Below are 16,745 nucleotides of genomic sequence, written 5' to 3'. Positions count from 1 at the left end.
TGTGGCAACAGATTTAGTAACCGATGTAACAGATAAGTTATCGGTTGGTATTCGCTAATGACCCATGACCCATGACCAATCCTCACGTATTGACTAAAATAAAATCTCGAACAACATCGATAACCTCTGGGACAATTTCATGTCCCATATCAAATTCTTTGTACTGTATCGGTGCTCCTAAGTTGAGTAAATAGTCCCGCAAGCGTTGAGCTGCACTCAAAGGAACAACATTATCTTGTCTACCATGGGCGATTAAGACCGGTGGTAAGGGAGGCTCGACATTTTGAGGAGTTCGATGCAGATAACCGCTCATGGAGACTAAACCAGCTACTGGTAAACTCAATCCCACATCCAGAATCATTGCCCCACCCTGAGAAAAGCCCGTCAAAACCGTGGAGGAGAGAGGAATGCCAGTGACACTTTCGATGGATTTAATCCAGTCTGTCAGCATTAGCTTGCTTTGGGTTAGTCCCTGATAATCTTCTCGTTCAAGGTCGTACCACATAGTACCCCCTGACACTTGGGGGTGAGCAAACGGAGCATTGGGGAACAAGAAATGGTAATTCGGTAGAGCCCATTCTGGCACCAAAGAGACCAAATCTTGGGCATTAGCCCCCCAACCGTGCAAGACTACAACCAAACCAGTTGGCTGTTGAGATGTTTGGGGTGGAATTGAAATAGCGTCGAGAGACAGGGGTCTACTCCTGTAACTACAACTGGTGACTACCTAATATATAAACGTATGATTTGTATTAAACTAACAATTGTATCACCAATTTCCAATATTTGTAAAGTATCCATCTTTAAGGATAATGTGGCGATCGCTCCCAAGGGTAATGGCTCCCTCCTTCTTCAGCTTACTGAGGAGTCGTGTGATCGTTACTCGTGTGGTGCCGATGGCATTCGCCAGATTCTGATGGGTCAAGCGTACACCTAAACGAGTTCCCTCTGCTATAGGTTGACCAATTTCCTGTTTCATCAACGATAGTAACCGTTGCAAGCGATCCTCGACCCGCCGCTGACCGGCTATGGCTAGCAGCGCTTCCGTCTGCCGCATCCGTCGCACCATCTGCGGTAACATCGCTGACGCTAGGCGGGGTGAAGCGTTGATTTCTGCTAAGGAAAACCAGATGAGATGAACGTCAGAGAGGGCGGTGGCTTGATAAGCAGTCAGCAAAGAAAACCAGTTACCAAAGAATGTTGAAGGTTCTGCCCAACCCAACCATATTTCTTCACCGTTTTGGCAAAGTGTACTTAGCTGCACTAAACCTTGGCAGACTTGCCATACCCCTTGAGACACTAATGGAATATTTTCCCCTTTGGCATAAAAATGCAATCGGCGTCCTTCTGTGGATTCCGCTCGCTCGCTCTCTAGAACAACTTTGGAAGCTTGGATCATGAGTTGCAACTTTTTCCAGCTTTCAAACACTGGTATAGGGAAGGCAGTCTCAACTATAAGCGACCAAGGTAAAGGCTTGGTAATCAAACGATTAAGCCATTCATAGCTTTAGAAATCAAACCGGAAATGGGTAAATTTGCCTCATGGCGCGAGGGTTCAAGTATTGAGTGTCTGCTAACTTTTAGATTCTGGCTTTGGCATCTTGCTGACTGGGTTGGAGTATAAGCTTATGCAAGTCTTTTCTGACTTTAGCATTGAGATATTGCTGCTGTAGGAACTGCCATTCCTGCCATATCTGGTAACGAGTTTCTTTCAACTGTTTGCCAAGGGTTGGTAATTCGACAGTAACGTCTGTGTTCAGGTTTTTACAAAGAAACTCTACCAATACAAAACTATCTTGAATTTGTCCTAAAAGACCCTGAATAGCTTTTACTGATTTAACGTGATCCTGATAGGTAGAATCGTAAAATTCAGTAAACAGTTCCATCTGATAACGCACTCGCTTGGCTTGCTTGCGCAAATCATGTACGGTTTCGGCGTGAGTACTTAGAAGCTGCATGACGTTTTCAGAACTCAAATCGCTCTTAACCTCAATCTCTCCAGATTGAAGTTTGACTCCCACCAACCAAGCTGGATGCAGGAAAAAGTTGCTTACGAGTGGCAGAAGCAACTCGGGCAAGATATCGTCAATTGCAAATTCGGCAAACGTGCTGTAATTGGGCTGTACTAACCAAGTTTCCAATGCCTGCTTGAGGTTTTGGTAGCGTTGCTGGCTGAGGGTTGCCTGTACCTGCTTTAAGGTATGCTTGCGCTCTTTTCCAAGGGTTTCTAAAACTTTCTTAAGGATTTTTTGCTCTGACTTTGGTAGTCCTGGCAAATAATGGTTGTGCAGGGCGTCTTGCAAAATATCGATATCCCGCAGTTGTCCAAGTTGTCGGGCAACGTTGGCAATTTTTTTTTCGCGTGCGGCTTTTGGCAGTGAAAGGGCTGGTGCAAAACCCGTAACGGCTGTACGCAGACGCCGCATACCGACGCGCATCTGATGAAGCGCTTCGGGATCTTTGTCTTTAAGAACGTCCGTTTCGTGCTTAATTACTTTTCGGAAATGTTTTTCAATTGCCTGATAAGCCCAATAACCGACGACTTTGGGGTCTGATAGAGAAGTTTCTGTCATCAAAAATTGCTATTTGGTAAAACTCCAGCCTTGGGAGCTGGACAAGGAAGGAGCAAGGGAATCATTGCTTTTCCTTGATGAAGATAAAAATTTAATGTGGTGATCTAGTATAACACATCTTTAAAGGACACTAGGATTATAGGATTCATGGGTGTCAATCCATGAACCCTGAGCAATGAACATCCTGCCTCAGATTAGACGCCTGCGGCTCTACTGCTAACCCTACCTTGCACAATCTGACCTCGAACCATTATCTTTAAAGAATAAAGTTTTTTAGATGTGGCTTCTCGTCGTTTTTCTGGCATATCAAACTCAGACTATCTGCAACCAGTAGTTTTAGGATGCTTGTAGTCAGATGAAAGCAGATGGCGGCTGACCAGCGAAGCGCTATCTATAAAATAAGTTCATGTCTAGCGATTAACAACTGGGCGATCGCTCACGAATTACAAACCTACACGATCTCGATCTAACTGTATGACGCCTAGCCAAGACTTGGGAGCAGCAGTAGAGTTCACTAGGGCATTGAATACAAGAGACTTTTCTAGTTTAATGCCGAGACCTGGTTGGAATAAAAACCCATCCTTGGGAAAAGGCTTTTTGTAGCTGTTGCCGTTACTGGTAGATTGGTAAACCCAAGCGGCGAACGACGATTCTCCACAGATTCTAGTTTATTAAAGTCGTGCAGTAGTAGGGGAGGTGACACCGGCTGAGTCGTCCGAGAACAGTATTTAAGTATTCACTCTAGAAAAGTGAATACTTAAATACTGCCTCGATTGAGAGTCACTGTTACTGTCGTAGGTGGTGCTCGCTCAGTCTCACTCAAGTCTAACGATGAGAGAGTAATTTTTTCTCCTCACCTGTTAGCTTACAGCTACCCAGATAGCTTTTAAAATTTACTCATTGTGTTAATTTTCCCAAGAAGGATTAGCAAAGCCGTTCTATGGAGTTTCTTTTTACAAATTTAGGGAGAGCCTGTCGCTGAACAACAGCAAAACAACCAGGCAATTTTTATGAAAGCAAGTGAATTTTTAAGTAAAGCCGAACTTTTGAATCGGCACGAAACAGGAGAACGTAATTTTTCTGGAGCCAACCTTATTGGAGCCGATTTAAGTGAAGCTAATCTGAATCGGATCAATTTAAGTGCCGCTCATCTGAAGGGGGCAAATTTAACAAAAGCTAAACTCATTGGCGCTTATCTTAAGGATGCAGATTTGAGGGTTGCCAATCTCAAAAGCGCCCAATTAATCGAAACCACTCTCTCCCAAGCTGATCTGACGGGGGCAATCTTGATTGAAGCCAATTTGAGTGGAGCTATCCTCAGCGGTGCTACTTTATCAGAGGCAGATCTAAAGGTTGCTGTTTTGATTGGCAGCAGTCTGATTGGTGCTCGGGTAAAAGGGGCAAAATTGAGCAAGGCGAACTTGACTGGGGCAACCTTGAGTCGAGCAATTTTCAAGGATGCTGACTTGAGAAAGGCAACACTGAATCGTACAATTTGCAGTGAAGCAGATTTAAGGAGAGCCAACCTGAGTGGAGCTAGTTTGATCCGAGCCTATTTGCATCGAGTAGACTTGCGGGATGCTAACTTAGAGAGTGCCGACTTGAGTGAAGCTATCTTGAAAGAAGCAGACTTTAGTAATGCTAATCTCAGTGATGCTAACCTTAATGGCGCAGATCTTAGTAATGCTAATCTCAGTGGTGCCAACCTTAATAGCGCAGACCTTAGTAATGCTAATCTCAGTGGTGCCAACCTGAAGGGAGCGTTCTTGAAAAAGGCTAACCTGCGGGGAAGTAACTTGAGCAAAGCTAATCTTTACAAGGTTAACTTGTACAAAGCCAATTTAATCGGTGCCAATCTGCTGGAGGCAAACTTGCAGGATGCGAACCTAAGTCAAGCTAATCTGCTACGAACGGGCTTGCTCCTCACTTATCTCACTGGAGCTAATCTCAACGAGGCTAATTTAAGTGAAGCTAACTTGATTGGAGCCAACTTGACAGGAGCCAATTTGACAGAGGCTTCTTTAAAAGGGGCAATTATGCCGAATGGTACAACCTATGAGTGAACGAGCCTAGAAATTCCGGGAAAAGGGATTTGTCTTTTCCCTTTTCAGGGGTTTACTCAACTGTCGATTGCCCAATTATTATGACGAATAGGATTGCTGTTGAGGATTTAGCGCGTGTGTTTGATCGCTTTTGGTGTTCAGACATGAAACAGAATAGTGTCGAGCCATCGCTGTTTATCCCACCCTGTAGCCAGGATTAGAAAGTGACCTGAATCTATATTACAAACAGGATAGAGTTTGATCGCCTATAGCCGGGGTTGATTAACGGTTGCCGCCTGTACTGTTTGCTTAAGAATGTCTGCGTAACTTATCTGTTACCATCAAGGCAGTGAATTTGAAGCTGCTCATGACTTTGGCAATTGTGGCTGAACCTGCTCCTTTACAAGCGAATGAGGATGGCGTAATTTTAGTCGGAAAAACTCGCGTGACATTGGATACTGTGGTCGCTGTCTTTGGGCAAGGCGCGACAGCAGAGGAAATTGCGTATCGGTATCCGTCCCTGAATCTAGCCGACGTTTATGCCACAATTGCCTTCTATCTCAAGCACCAGTCAAAAGTAGAAGCCTACTTACAACAGCGACAGCAGCAAGCACAAGAGATTCGTGAAATGAATCAAGCGAGATTTGATCCGCAAGGCTTGCGCGATCGCCTGCTTGCCCGTAAAGCAAAGCAGCAAGCGTGTTGAAACTTCTGGTTGATGAGAACTTTGATAACACGATCGTTCGAGGATTATTTCGCCGTAATCCAATGCTTGACATGGTTCGTGTGCAAGATATTGGGTTGTCAGGCGAGGACGATCCAACCATTTTAGAGTGGGCAGCCCAAGAAGGACGTGTTTTACTGACTCATGATGTCGCTACGATTACTCGTTATGCCTACGATCGTGTGAGGCAGGGACAGCCCATGCCAGGAGTGCAGGATTGTTGTTCTAACTCAGCTTCTACCAGAGATAGGGGGATTGTGGAGCGTTGTCGGCGATCGCGAATCATTATTTGTTTCTAAGATATTATGAAGGGGTACAAACAGATGGCATATTGACCAGGAGCCAGTGTATGCAAGCAATTCTGTTAAGTCGTGAGGAAGTTGCGCATCGGGCAAAGCAACTGTACGAGGGCGGAATTCGTCAAAAAGTTGAGACCGAGGAAAACATTGGCAAGATGGTCATTATCGACATTGAAACAGGTGATTATGAAGTTGATAAAACTGGACTGCAAGCATCACGTAACCTCAGTAAGAAGCACCTAAATGCTCGACTCTTTGGTATTCGCATTGGATACAACGTTGCCGTCTCATTTGGTGGGGTCATGGAGCGTGTCTCCAAGTGATTTCTGGAATCGTGACGGATAGATATGCAACTGTCGCACTAACATTTTTGCTGCCAAACGGCTCAACCATCCCTATTGAGTTTGTTATAGATACAGGGTTCACAGGAGAACTATGTCTTCCTTCAGAAGCGGTTTCTTTGATGGGCTTGACCTTCAGACACGATACTCCCGCGAATTTGGCAGATAACAGCGAAGTCTTGCTACCAATTTACGAGGCGATTGTCCTTTGGAATGGTGAAGAGCGAGAAGTCCTTGTTATTGCTACAGGACGGCGACCTTTACTGGGAACTGCCTTGCTAGAAGAGCAAGAACTTGTGATTCAGTTTACAGAAGGCGGGTTGGTGACAATTGATAAATTGTAAACCCCAATCTGACGTAGTGCAACGCAGGCTAACAGCTCAGTGGAGTGGACGGTAGAGAGTCTTTGCACTTCGTTTCAGTCATATTCGCCGCCGCTCACTTTAGCCGTTACAACAGACCCTGAAAGTGCATAAGAGGATAGATTTGTAGAACCGCACGACCAACGATTGTTTGCTCCGGCACGAATCCCCATAGTTTGGATGGCGCTTATAATGTGAAATAGGATGTAGCAGCGAATCCACTGCACATAGGTTTCTTCAGTGCGGTAGGCGTAGTGTTTGAGACGAATAGCATCCCGTACCTGATCCAGCAATTTCTTAGGAGGTGGCTGCATAGAGATAAGTAGATGTACTGTGCATCTAATAGTACACCTGCTCGCCTCCGTAAGGAATCTGAAAATATGTGGAAAGATTCTGGCTATTCAGCTTAAGCCGCGTATTATGCAGAAATAATCTGCTACCTAAAAAATAGTTTTTGCTTAGTCTAAGATTCAATTTAATAGGAGCATCCTTTCCCTATACTGCTAATGGAGTGTCCTCGCTTTACTGCCAAAGAACTCTATCATCGCTACCGTCAAGGAGAACGTAGCTTTGTGGGTGCAAACCTTAGCTATGAGTCTTTACGTGGGATGAGACTGCGCGGCATTGATCTGAGTGGATCTGACCTCAGCCTCAGCGACCTCCGGGGAACAAACTTTACAGATGCCCGACTGGTTGGCGTTGATCTCTGCGGAGCCAAAACTGGAACATTGCGGCGATGGGCTATTCCAAAATTAATGGTGGCTTCAGTTTTTATAGCAATACCGACTTTGTTTGCAGCAATGTTCTGGGCTGTTTGTGCAATTCTGATATTTGATCCTAACGGGTCAACTGAAGCCACAAAAACAGTCTGGGGAGATATCACTTGTGGTGTAAGTGGGTTATTTGTCTTGATGATTTTCCCCCTATTGATTTATAGACGAGGTACTTTAGGTTCTCTGGGGATTACGACTGCAATTATTGCTAATAGTGGTATTATTGCCATCATTATCTTTGTTGCTTACCCTGGCGTTTCTAGTAATTCTGATGCACCTATAGTTGCCTATATCGTTGCTTATACAGCCCTGATTAGTGGTGTGTATAGCTTCTTGGCATTCTTGTTTACTTTTCCCACTATTGTTGCAAGTACAATTGCTGTTGCTGTTGCTAGCACTACGGCATTGATTTTCACAAGTGCAAGCCTTATTGTTTTTGCTCTTATTTTCGCCTCTGTTGTTGCTATTCTCTTGTACATTATTGATGGCTCTAGCGCTTTTACCGGTGCTGGAATTGCTGCAATCATCTTCGCTTTTGCTGGTGCTGGTATAATCCTGTCAGTCAGCTATTTAATTAGTTGCAGAACGATAAGATGTGATCCTCGTGAACGCCTCGTTTTCACTGTAGCCTCATGGATTGTAGGACTAGGTGGCACTCAGTTTAAGGGAGCAGACTTAACTAATGCCGATTGCTCTAAAGCAACCTTGAAAAGCGCTCATTTTCACCACAGCACAAACTTGACACATACAAGATTTCATCTCGCTCAAAAGGTCAATCTAGCGCGTCTGGACAAAACTATCTTGTCTGACTTTACTGTGCAAAACCTACTGATCACGCTGAAATGATGTTTCTCAACCAACAAGCGATATGAAGAGCGATCGCACTTTAGGCTGTGACCGTGGACGTGATTGCTCAAGCTAGAATGACAGGGCGTATCGTTTCCTTTCACCAACCCTCAGACGAGGAGATTCTTAGCTGGCTTCGTTCCTGGATTGGGACTGCACAACGAGGCTGCCGATTGGGGGTAGATGCTAGACTTAACCCAAAAACATCGGGAGAGCGATCGCTGTGGCTTCTATTACCCTTGACCTTTCAGACACCCAATTCCAAAAGCTACAAGATTTGGCAGCAGTGCATGGGATTGCACTCGAAGTGTTATTGAAGGCAAGCTTGGAGGATTGGCTCAACTCTCAAAAGAGCGAGTTTGTTGAAGCAGCCAATTATGTGTTGACAAAGAATGGTGAGTTGTATCAGCGTTTAGCATAATGCGCTTTCTGACATTTGTGTGCCGTCCAGTGCGATCGCCCATCGCCGTAATTCGATACCTTACTAGAGATGATGAGCAACAATGGCAACAGACCGTTAGTGTTATTCAAGAGAATCAGCCTTGCTTTATCACCAATATCGTTTTGTGTGAGCTAGTTTGGGTGCTGAGGGGAGCAAGCTATATGCCCTAAGCAAGATGACACTAATCTGACAACGGTGACAAATAATTTAGCAATCGACATCAACGTGCGAATTGAGTTTGCCGCAGCAGTGTTTCGTAGAGAATAACGCGATCGCATCCTTGTACTTTTGCTTGATAGAGTGCTTGAGCCGCAGCAGTGAGCAACAGGGTTGGAGAGTAGTCGCGGCTGGGAATCACGCTAGCCACTCCCAAACTAGCGGTGAGGGATTGGCGAAATTGGCAATGGGCTGAATCAATCTCAATGGCTTTAATCTGAAAGCGAATCTCTTCTGCTAAACAGACAGCGCCTTCTGCCTGAGTATTCGATAAAATGACGGCAAATCTACCACTCCCATAATGAGCGACTAAATCCGCCGGACACTTTACAGCCGTAGCGATGGTTTGGACAACGTGTTGCCAAAAGCGGTTATTCGCTGAATCGTTACAGATATCGTTATTAACGGGTAAATTTATTCTTATATTTTCCTTTATTTTATATACAAATAACTGCTGCATTCGTCGATTAAATCAGGCTATGGGAATCAACCCTTATTCAACGAGTTTGAGCAACCCATGCCGTACCCCATAGAATATGCGGTCAATTAAAGTTTTCTCCTGTTCATTCAGCTCTTCTTTATAAAGCAGTGTATACTTCAAAATAAACTGCTCGGTACGGGTGACTCTACGATACATTAAAATTTGGGCGACCAATTCTTCAATATTAGTCTGAACGACAACTACTTCAGCAGACATTGTAACTATACAAAAAGTTGTTTCTATTAATATGAACGGTTTTACCCGATTTTTATGTGATTTTCAAATAAAAGCAATCGTGACAATAACGGTATAGTTTTAGTGATATCTGTCACTGCAACGGACAAACGGTGAAGAGAAGTTCTGTGGAAGTCTCTACGACTATGACTCAGGTACAGCCTACCTCAATAGAAGGCATCTATGAAGTGTGTATCGGAACTCAGGATGCCCTATCACAAATTCAATACTGGCAGCAGTTTGGCTATCGAATTGGGCAGATGGGTGAATTGTCAGCCACAGCCGCCAACCAGTTGTACAGCGTGAACTCGGCTTTGCACTCGATTCGACTTTATCACCAAGATGCCGATCACGGGCTGATTCGCTTGATGGTTTGGGAAAACCCTACCAATGAAGGGTTGCAGATGAGTTCAATGAAAGGAAAAGGCAACCGTTGGGCAACTGCATTAACTGCTGATTTGTTGACTATCCTAAATCATGCCCAAGAAGCAACAGCAGCAGGATTGCCCGTCAACTATACCCATCTTCACTGGGAAATTATCTATAACAAAGAGAGAAAAAGTCGTCCGTTTCTTGAGACGGCAGTGGGGGTGCGAGAAATGATGCTGCTGCAACCGCTGACTCGGCAAGTATTGTTCCAGCGCTTCGGCTACAGTCTACCGAATTATGGACAGATTAATGAAAGTGCTTTTTTCAAAACCAGCCAGATTACTCATATGGGCATGGTTATTCAGGATGATAGCAAGGAAACCCTGTGCTTTTATGAAGACATTTTAGGATTATTGCGGACACGAGATGATGTAGAAACAACTTATGAATCCTCAGACGCTGCTCGACAGATGTTTGATCTTCAACCAGGAGAACGGTTTTTGGTGACAGCATTTGACGATCCACGGTCATCAAAATCTGACTTACAGGCAGTACGTTCGGGTCGGTTGTACATTCTCCGGTTTCCTGAGGCGATGCAATTAGCAGACTGTTTTGAAAAAGCCAAACCTGGGTGTTTGGGGATGTCGTTATATACCTATCGGGTAAAGGAGTTAGAAGAGTATTTTAATCGGGTAAAGGTCAGTGCAGCTCGAAGCGTAACAGAAATAACGGGCAATGAGTTTGGAGAAACCAGTTTCTCGTTTGTTGCACCCGATGGGTATTTTTGGACGTTGATAGGATTTAAGGGGGTGTGGGGTGTAGGGTGATAGGCGAGAAGAGTAACACTTCAGGACTTACGCAAATTTACCGATCAACCTCTAATTGTAGGGGTACGATATCTCATACCCCTACCAGATGTAGCGTCTGTGCGTAAGTCCTGACTTCAAAAATCTCCTTGTCCCCTTGTCCCCGTGTCCCCTTGTCTCCCTACAGTCGGCGGCAAAGATACGATACCCTTAACTAGAATAGACTCCCTTGCGAAGACTTGCCCTCATCGCCTCAGCTAGCCATGACTCAAACCACCGACTTTCTGACGCACCTCAACTCCTCCCAACGTCGCGCCGTCGAACACTTCTGCGGTCCTCTGCTAGTTGTCGCTGGTGCGGGTTCCGGCAAAACTAGGGCGCTAACTTATCGAATTGCCAATTTAATTCTTACCCACAAGGTTGATCCAGAGAACATCCTGGCAGTCACCTTCACCAATAAAGCGGCAAGGGAGATGAAATCCCGGATTGAAATGATATTTGCCCAGCAGCTAGCCGCACACAAGCACAGTCAACGCTTAGAGTTACTGCCAGAGGCGGAACAAACCCAGTTGCGATCGCAAGTTTATAAAAAATACATCAAACCCCTGTGGATTGGCACCTTTCACAGCCTCTTTGCCCGAATCCTCCGCTACGATATTAATAAATATCAAGATGAACAAGGACGCCAGTGGAATCGAAACTTTTCCATCTTTGATGATTCCGATGCCCAAACCCTCGTTAAAACTATTGTCACCAAACAACTCAATCTGGATGACAAAAAATTTGACCCCCGAAAAATCCGCTACGCTATTAGCAACGCCAAAAACTTAGGGTTATCTCCCCAAGAATTTGAAAAAGAGCAATCCGGGTACAAAGGACGAGTCTATGGGGAAGTTTACAGCCATTACCAAGAGCAACTAGCGGCTAACAATGCTCTGGACTTTGACGACTTGATTTTAGTCCCCGTTAAACTCTTTCAGCAGAATGAATCCGTCTTGGGTTACTGGCATAAACAATTTCGCCATATTTTGGTCGATGAATATCAAGATACTAACCGGATTCAATATGATCTGATTCGCTTGTTAGCGACTAACGACGAAACCCGAAAAAACCAATGGGATTGGCGCGATCGCTCGGTGTTTGTTGTGGGTGACGCTGACCAGTCTATCTACTCCTTCAGAATGGCAGACTTTACCATATTATTGGGATTTCAAGCCGACTTTGGTGATGGATTGCCCGATGAAGCTACCCGTACTATGGTAAAATTAGAGGAAAACTATCGCTCTAGAGAAAACATTCTTCAAGCGGCTAATTACTTAATCGAAAAAAATACCCAACGCATTGATAAAATTCTCCGAGCCACACGGGGATTGGGAGAACAAATTTACTGCCACAAAGCAGAAGATGAGTTAGAAGAAGCTCAATTTGTGGTAGGTCAAATTCTCAAGCTGACGCAAGAAAACCCCGAATTAGACTGGGGCAGCTTTGCCATTCTGTACCGCACTAACGCCCAATCTCGTCCCATTGAGGATGCACTGCGGGGGAAAGTTCCTTATATCATTGTCGGTGGGTTGAAGTTCTACGATCGCAAAGAAATTAAAGACGCCCTCGCTTATCTGAGAGCGATCGCTAATCCCTCTGATACGGTCAGTCTTCTGCGAATTATCAATACTCCCCGACGCGGTATCGGTCAAGCTACAATCGATCATCTTGTGGTTGCTTCCCGAGAATTAGGGGTTCCCCTGTGGGAAATCATCAGCGATGAAACCTCCGTTAATACCCTTGCCGGACGTTCGGCTAAAGCCGTTAATAAGTTTGGTCAAGTGATTCGGCAATGCCAAGAGCAAATTGAAACCCTGCAAGCGGCTGAAATCGTTAAGTCTGTAATGGAAGAGTCCGGCTATATTGATGACTTAAAAAAGCAAGGCACGGATGAAGCCGAAAACCGATTAGAAAATATTTCCGAACTCTATAACGCCGTCTTGCAATTTCAGGAAGAAAATGAAGATACTAGCTTAGAAGGATTTCTAGCAAATGCCTCCCTTGCTTCTGATTTAGATAACCTTGAAGAAGGGCAAAAAGCCGTCTCTCTGATGACTCTACATTCTGCTAAAGGGTTAGAGTTTCCGGTTGTATTCCTCGTCGGTTTAGAACAAGGATTGCTTCCCCACTCCCGCACCCTAAATGACCCCATTGCCTTGGAAGAAGAACGCCGTCTCTGTTATGTTGGCATTACCCGCGCCCAAGAACAGTTATTCCTCTCCCACGCCCGCGAACGTCGTCTTTATGGGTATCGGGAACCGGCAGTTCGTTCTCAGTTTTTAGAAGAGTTGCCCGCAGATCTAATCAGTAGCACGTTGGTGAAAGTTAAATCCGCACATCAACTCTCTAAGGTTGCAGCAGCTAAAGGGTCAAAATCTAAAGGCTCGAAATCTCAAACCTGGAAAAAGGGTGATTTGTTGATTCACGAAGCCTTTGGAACGGGTGAAGTTACCCATGTCTTTGGATCAGGAAATAAAATCAGTATTGCGGTTAAATTTTCTGGTTTGGGACAGAAAATTATTGATCCGAAGCAAACGAGTCTGCAACGGGTGGAGTAGGGAGTAGGGAGTGGGGAAGTTGCATCCCGTTGAACACAACAGAGCAGTTGTTCTCTCAAATCAGGCATAACCAGACGTTGCTTAAGTGCATGATGCAATTGGGGGGGGAAATCAGCTATCGCCGGAATCCCGATGGCACAGAAAGTCCCTATGAAGTGAATATTTATTTAAGTTAGTTTACGGTATAATCGAATTTCGACAAGATGGAGACTGGACTTTAGCCATCACCTCGATCATCTCTTTGAGTTCGGCATTTCGGTGGCGGTAATCGGCAATCCACTCATCCAAATTACCGACTCCTTCAAGCTGTTCTCGATAGTTTTCTTCAATGGCTTGGAGAGCTAGTTTGTACTGCTGTTTAAAAGATTTTTCAAGTTCTGTCTTGTCCTCTTCTGGTGCAACGCTAATCCGAACCACAAAAGAGCCATTCTTATTCTCAAGCCCTTGAATCGACAGCTCCGATTTGTTGCGCTCAATCTCTAACTGTTGAAATGCCATCAGAAAAGCTTGCCAATCAATACCGTTACGGAAAATCAGGTCAACAGTTTCTAACGTTTTTTGGAATAGTCGGGTGAACTCTCCCAGCTCAAACGTTCCAGTATACGGACGGCGTTCTTGCAGAACATACCGTTTTTCTTGAGGGGAATACTTAGACTTGAGGTAAACATAGTCACAGATTGCACCTTCAAGGTTCGTACCACTATCGACATTCCAATCTTCTAGGCAAGTGCCAGTAAATTTTGCCCCCTTAAAATTTGTCTCTAATGTCTGAGTTCGGATCAGCCTTGCCTCCGACAGATCAGCTCCAGTTAAGTTCGCTTTCTTAAGATCAGCTCCAGTTAAGTCAGCTTTTCTAAGATCAGCTCCAGTTAAATCGGCTTCAATAAGATCGGTGCCGAAGAGGTTAGCCCCCTGGATTTTGGCTTCCCTGAGATTAAATCCGCTCAAGTCTAGTAAATTGAGGTTAGCTCCCTCAAGCATAGGAATGACATCGGGCTTTTTTGCCCTCCAGTTATTCCAATGAGATAAGCCGAGTTTAATGAGATAGGAGTGGGGTTCGTTGTATACCATCTACCACCAAACCGAAGGGTTAGGTGTTCCCAACCAATCCGAGAGCGAAAACCAATATCTATTTTACCATTTTCAGGAGTCAGGAGTCAGGAGTCAGGAGTCAGCAGATGAACCCTGGACAAACTGAACAAGCGAGTGGACATCCTGAGGCAAACGACTACAATGGAGTTTAGAGTTTCTACTGGGACGTTGGTGACTGCCAATAAAGTTTGTTGATCTATGTCCGTTTATATAAGGGAACCCAGTGTTCTCGTGGCAGTAGACCGGGCTTGTACCCGGAAACTTAAAAACGAGAGTCTACGGTACCCACCTGGTTCAGCCAGGTCATAAACTGAGGTAAGACGGCGTCCTGGGGAACTTCATATCTCTGAAATCCCCTGTCTTGAGAGACTGGGGATTTTGGTGTTTAGAGACTTGGTGGAAATCCTCAGAATAATGCTGACTCTAAATAGGATTTGTGTAGTAAAATTTTCTGAATTTTCAACCCTCAGGCGTTACTATGAGACTAAATTTAACTCATAAGCTGAAAGTTGAGATTAGAAAAATTGCTATCTGATCCGCTGATTACTACAAACTTTTCCGCTAATATCTTCAAACTTCCAAATGGATTGAGTGTCATTCACCAATGTCTACCCGCGACACCCGTCGTTGTTGTGGATGTTTGGGTGCGTGCAGGTGCGATCGCAGAACCCCAGGAATGGACTGGTATGGCTCATTTCCTGGAACACATGATTTTCAAAGGCACTCAGAAATTAGCTCCGGGTGTGTTTGACTCGGTGATTGAAAGTCACGGCGGACTCACGAATGCCGCGACTAGCCATGACTACGCTCATTTTTTCCTGACTACAGCCAATCGTTATTTAGAAGATACCCTGCCTCCCCTAGCCGATTTACTCTTACACGCCGCTATCCCTGACGACGAATTCGAGCGGGAACGGGATGTGGTGTTAGAAGAAATTCGCGCCTGCTTTGACAATCCCGATTGGATAGGGTTTCAGGCACTCTCAGAAAACATTTATCAGCGTCATCCCTACGGACGTTCGGTGCTGGGAACGGAAATGCAACTGATGGCGCAATCCCCCCAGCAGATGCGCAGTTTTCACGCCACTCACTACCAACCGGAAAACATGACGGTGGTAATTACTGGGGGAGTTGAGCAAGCCTCAGCGTTGGAGTTGGTGAACAAGTCCTTTGAAAACTTCTGCAATCCCAGCTATTGTCCAATCTTGCAATCTGAGGCAGAACCACCGATTACCGAAATTCGGCGTCAGGAACTGTATTTGCCTCGCATCGAACAGGCACGCCTGTTGATGGCTTGGATTGGACCGGGTGTCGAAGGACTTAGAGATGCCTATGGTTTAGATTTACTCTCGGTGTTACTAGCCGATGGACGCTCGTCACGGTTGGTACGAGAGTTGCGAGAAGAGCTGCGATGGGTTCAAGGGATTAGCAGTGGTTTCTCACTCCAGCGCGATTCGAGTTTGTTCACGATTAGCGCCTACTTAGAACCCCAGTACTTAGAGCAAGTAGAAGCACATATTTGCGATCGCCTCCTGCAACTCCAAACAACGCCTGTATCTCAAAAAGAACTCAGCCGCTGTCAGCGCTTACTATGTAATGATTACATCTTTTCGACGGAGGCTGCCGGTCAACTCGCAGGTCTGTACGGATATTACAATACTATTGCGACAGCAGAACTTGCTGTCACTTATCCCCGTCAGATTCAAGGACTAACACCGTCTGACTTGATGGTGTTAGCACAGCAGTATCTTTCTCCCCATCATTACGCGGTGACAGTTCTCAAACCGATCGCTGGAGATTGGTGATTGATAACTCAGGCATCCGTATCTTGTACCTAACTGGTCACTATTTTAAACTTCATGCTTCAAAATGCCACAACGTCACAATCCCAGCAACTTATCCACCCCATGGTTCTGGATAATGGCATCGTTGTGATTGCCATTGAAAATTCAGCGGCAGATATTATTGCAACTCGCATCTTTATGAGGACAGGTAGCCAGTGGGAACCCCGCGAAAAATCTGGACTCTCTCACCTGCTTGCCGCCGTCCTCACTAAAGGAACCCAAAGTCTCTCGTCGATTGAAATTGCCGAACGGGTTGAGTCTGTCGGCGCTCAACTGAGTGCTGATGCGGCAACAGATTACTTTTTGCTCTCGCTGAAAACGGTTTCTACAGATTGGCTCAATATGTTGGAACTAGCGGGGCAATTATTGCGATCGCCTAGTTTCCCAGAAACAGAGGTGGAACTGGAGCGATACTTAACCCTTCAAGATATTCGTTCTCAAAAGGAGCAGCCTTTTAGTGTAGCCTTTGAGCAGTTGCGAAAGGCAATGTATCAAGACCATCCCTATGCTCTTTCCGTTTTGGGAACGGAAGCTACGGTATCGGGACTGCTGCGAAGTGATTTGGAGCGTTATCACCAGACTTATTTCCGTCCCGATAATATGGTCATTAGTCTCGCCGGTCGCCTCACGCCAGAAGAAGCAGTTGAGCAGGTAAAGCGAGTTTTCGGTGATTGGCAACCTCCCCAGACACCCCTCATCCC

The 16,745-nt window shown here is 45.2% G+C and carries 19 protein-coding genes, 1 other RNA gene and 2 pseudogenes; 14 read left to right on the top strand and 8 right to left on the bottom strand.

The annotated features are described in order from the left end of the window. Positions 1-82 precede the first annotated feature (82 nt). The 3 genes from IQ257_RS00105 to IQ257_RS00095 form a co-directional block, all read right to left on the bottom strand. Positions 83-694 (bottom strand): alpha/beta hydrolase, encoded by a 612-nt coding sequence (locus tag IQ257_RS00105; RefSeq protein ID WP_193877247.1) that lies wholly within the window; start codon positions 692-694, stop codon positions 83-85. Positions 695-769: 75 nt separating this feature from the next. Further along, complete coding sequence (locus IQ257_RS00100; protein ID WP_193877227.1) at positions 770-1,399, bottom strand: Crp/Fnr family transcriptional regulator; 630 nt, start codon at positions 1,397-1,399, stop codon at positions 770-772. A 181-nt stretch (positions 1,400-1,580) separates the two neighbouring features. Continuing rightward, positions 1,581-2,573 carry a CHAD domain-containing protein gene (locus IQ257_RS00095; protein WP_193877225.1) on the bottom strand — a complete coding sequence of 331 codons (993 nt, stop codon included), beginning with the start codon at positions 2,571-2,573 and terminating at the stop codon, positions 1,581-1,583. 1,010 nt (positions 2,574-3,583) lie between these two features. On the opposite strand from IQ257_RS00095, the gene IQ257_RS00090 reads away from it, so the two are divergent. Then, positions 3,584-4,636 (top strand): pentapeptide repeat-containing protein, encoded by a 1,053-nt coding sequence (locus IQ257_RS00090; protein ID WP_193877222.1) that lies wholly within the window; start codon positions 3,584-3,586, stop codon positions 4,634-4,636. 143 nt (positions 4,637-4,779) lie between these two features. On the opposite strand, the pseudogene IQ257_RS31310 reads toward IQ257_RS00090, so the two are convergent. Then, positions 4,780-4,947: pseudogene (locus tag IQ257_RS31310) on the bottom strand (XisI protein); the annotation flags it as partial. A gap of 35 nt (positions 4,948-4,982) precedes the next feature. On the opposite strand from IQ257_RS31310, the gene IQ257_RS00085 reads away from it, so the two are divergent. From IQ257_RS00085 to IQ257_RS00070, 4 genes are read left to right on the top strand one after another with little or no spacing between them, the layout of a single operon-like run. After that, the gene (locus IQ257_RS00085) at positions 4,983-5,321 is read left to right on the top strand and encodes a DUF433 domain-containing protein (protein WP_193877220.1); all 339 of its coding nucleotides are present in this window, start codon (positions 4,983-4,985) and stop codon (positions 5,319-5,321) included. Further along, positions 5,315-5,638, top strand: coding sequence for a DUF5615 family PIN-like protein (locus tag IQ257_RS00080; protein WP_193877218.1), 324 nt, complete (start codon positions 5,315-5,317; stop codon positions 5,636-5,638). The genes IQ257_RS00085 and IQ257_RS00080 overlap by 7 nt, the downstream gene beginning before the upstream one ends. 50 nt (positions 5,639-5,688) lie before the next feature. Next, on the top strand, positions 5,689-5,961 hold the full coding sequence (locus IQ257_RS00075) for a hypothetical protein (RefSeq protein WP_193877216.1): 273 nt from the start codon (positions 5,689-5,691) through the stop codon (positions 5,959-5,961). Continuing rightward, positions 5,958-6,323, top strand: a complete 366-nt coding sequence (locus IQ257_RS00070; RefSeq protein ID WP_193877214.1) for a clan AA aspartic protease — start codon at positions 5,958-5,960, stop codon at positions 6,321-6,323. Before IQ257_RS00075 ends, IQ257_RS00070 begins: the two co-directional genes overlap by 4 nt. Before the next feature lie 212 nt (positions 6,324-6,535). Here IQ257_RS00070 and IQ257_RS31305 read toward each other — a convergent pair. Then, a pseudogene (locus tag IQ257_RS31305) lies at positions 6,536-6,655 on the bottom strand (phage integrase N-terminal SAM-like domain-containing protein); the annotation flags it as partial. Positions 6,656-6,913: 258 nt separating this feature from the next. Here IQ257_RS31305 and IQ257_RS00060 point away from each other — a divergent pair. From IQ257_RS00060 to IQ257_RS00050, 3 genes are all read left to right on the top strand, one after another. Continuing rightward, positions 6,914-7,960, top strand: a complete 1,047-nt coding sequence (locus IQ257_RS00060; protein WP_193877210.1) for a pentapeptide repeat-containing protein — start codon at positions 6,914-6,916, stop codon at positions 7,958-7,960. A 223-nt stretch (positions 7,961-8,183) separates the two neighbouring features. Continuing rightward, positions 8,184-8,381 (top strand): DNA-binding protein, encoded by a 198-nt coding sequence (locus tag IQ257_RS00055; RefSeq protein ID WP_193877208.1) that lies wholly within the window; start codon positions 8,184-8,186, stop codon positions 8,379-8,381. Continuing rightward, complete coding sequence (locus IQ257_RS00050; RefSeq protein WP_193877206.1) at positions 8,381-8,572, top strand: hypothetical protein; 192 nt, start codon at positions 8,381-8,383, stop codon at positions 8,570-8,572. The genes IQ257_RS00055 and IQ257_RS00050 overlap by 1 nt, the downstream gene beginning before the upstream one ends. Before the next feature lie 50 nt (positions 8,573-8,622). On the opposite strand, the gene IQ257_RS00045 is transcribed toward IQ257_RS00050, so the two are convergent. Next, complete coding sequence (locus tag IQ257_RS00045; RefSeq protein WP_193877204.1) at positions 8,623-9,078, bottom strand: GGDEF domain-containing protein; 456 nt, start codon at positions 9,076-9,078, stop codon at positions 8,623-8,625. Positions 9,079-9,111: 33 nt separating this feature from the next. Continuing rightward, positions 9,112-9,315 (bottom strand): hypothetical protein, encoded by a 204-nt coding sequence (locus IQ257_RS00040; RefSeq protein ID WP_193877195.1) that lies wholly within the window; start codon positions 9,313-9,315, stop codon positions 9,112-9,114. A 164-nt stretch (positions 9,316-9,479) separates the two neighbouring features. Between IQ257_RS00040 and IQ257_RS00035 the strand changes: the two genes are divergently transcribed. Beyond that, positions 9,480-10,529, top strand: coding sequence for a VOC family protein (locus IQ257_RS00035; protein WP_193877193.1), 1,050 nt, complete (start codon positions 9,480-9,482; stop codon positions 10,527-10,529). Between the two features lie 242 nt (positions 10,530-10,771). Next, a complete protein-coding gene (gene pcrA / locus IQ257_RS00030; protein WP_193877190.1) occupies positions 10,772-13,108 on the top strand; it encodes a DNA helicase PcrA in 2,337 nt (778 codons plus the stop codon). 177 nt (positions 13,109-13,285) lie between these two features. On the opposite strand, the gene IQ257_RS00025 is transcribed toward pcrA, so the two are convergent. Continuing rightward, on the bottom strand, positions 13,286-14,179 hold the full coding sequence (locus IQ257_RS00025; protein WP_193877188.1) for a pentapeptide repeat-containing protein: 894 nt from the start codon (positions 14,177-14,179) through the stop codon (positions 13,286-13,288). On the opposite strand from IQ257_RS00025, the gene IQ257_RS00020 reads away from it, so the two are divergent. From IQ257_RS00020 to IQ257_RS00005, 4 genes are all read left to right on the top strand, one after another. After that, complete coding sequence (locus IQ257_RS00020; protein WP_193877186.1) at positions 14,169-14,306, top strand: hypothetical protein; 138 nt, start codon at positions 14,169-14,171, stop codon at positions 14,304-14,306. The two genes, IQ257_RS00025 and IQ257_RS00020, sit on opposite strands and share 11 nt — an antisense overlap. A gap of 48 nt (positions 14,307-14,354) precedes the next feature. Further along, a non-coding RNA gene (gene ssrS, locus IQ257_RS00015) (6S RNA) lies at positions 14,355-14,539 on the top strand. 185 nt (positions 14,540-14,724) lie between these two features. After that, a complete protein-coding gene (locus IQ257_RS00010; protein WP_193877245.1) occupies positions 14,725-16,005 on the top strand; it encodes a M16 family metallopeptidase in 1,281 nt (426 codons plus the stop codon). Positions 16,006-16,059: 54 nt separating this feature from the next. After that, the coding region (locus tag IQ257_RS00005; RefSeq protein ID WP_193932876.1) for a M16 family metallopeptidase at positions 16,060-16,745 on the top strand (686 nt) is incomplete at its 3' end.

It is taken from the genome of Coleofasciculus sp. LEGE 07092, from assembly GCF_015207375.1.
Lineage (GTDB): Bacteria > Cyanobacteriota > Cyanobacteriia > Cyanobacteriales > Coleofasciculaceae > LEGE-07092.
This window is presented reverse-complemented; position numbering and strand designations above follow the sequence as displayed.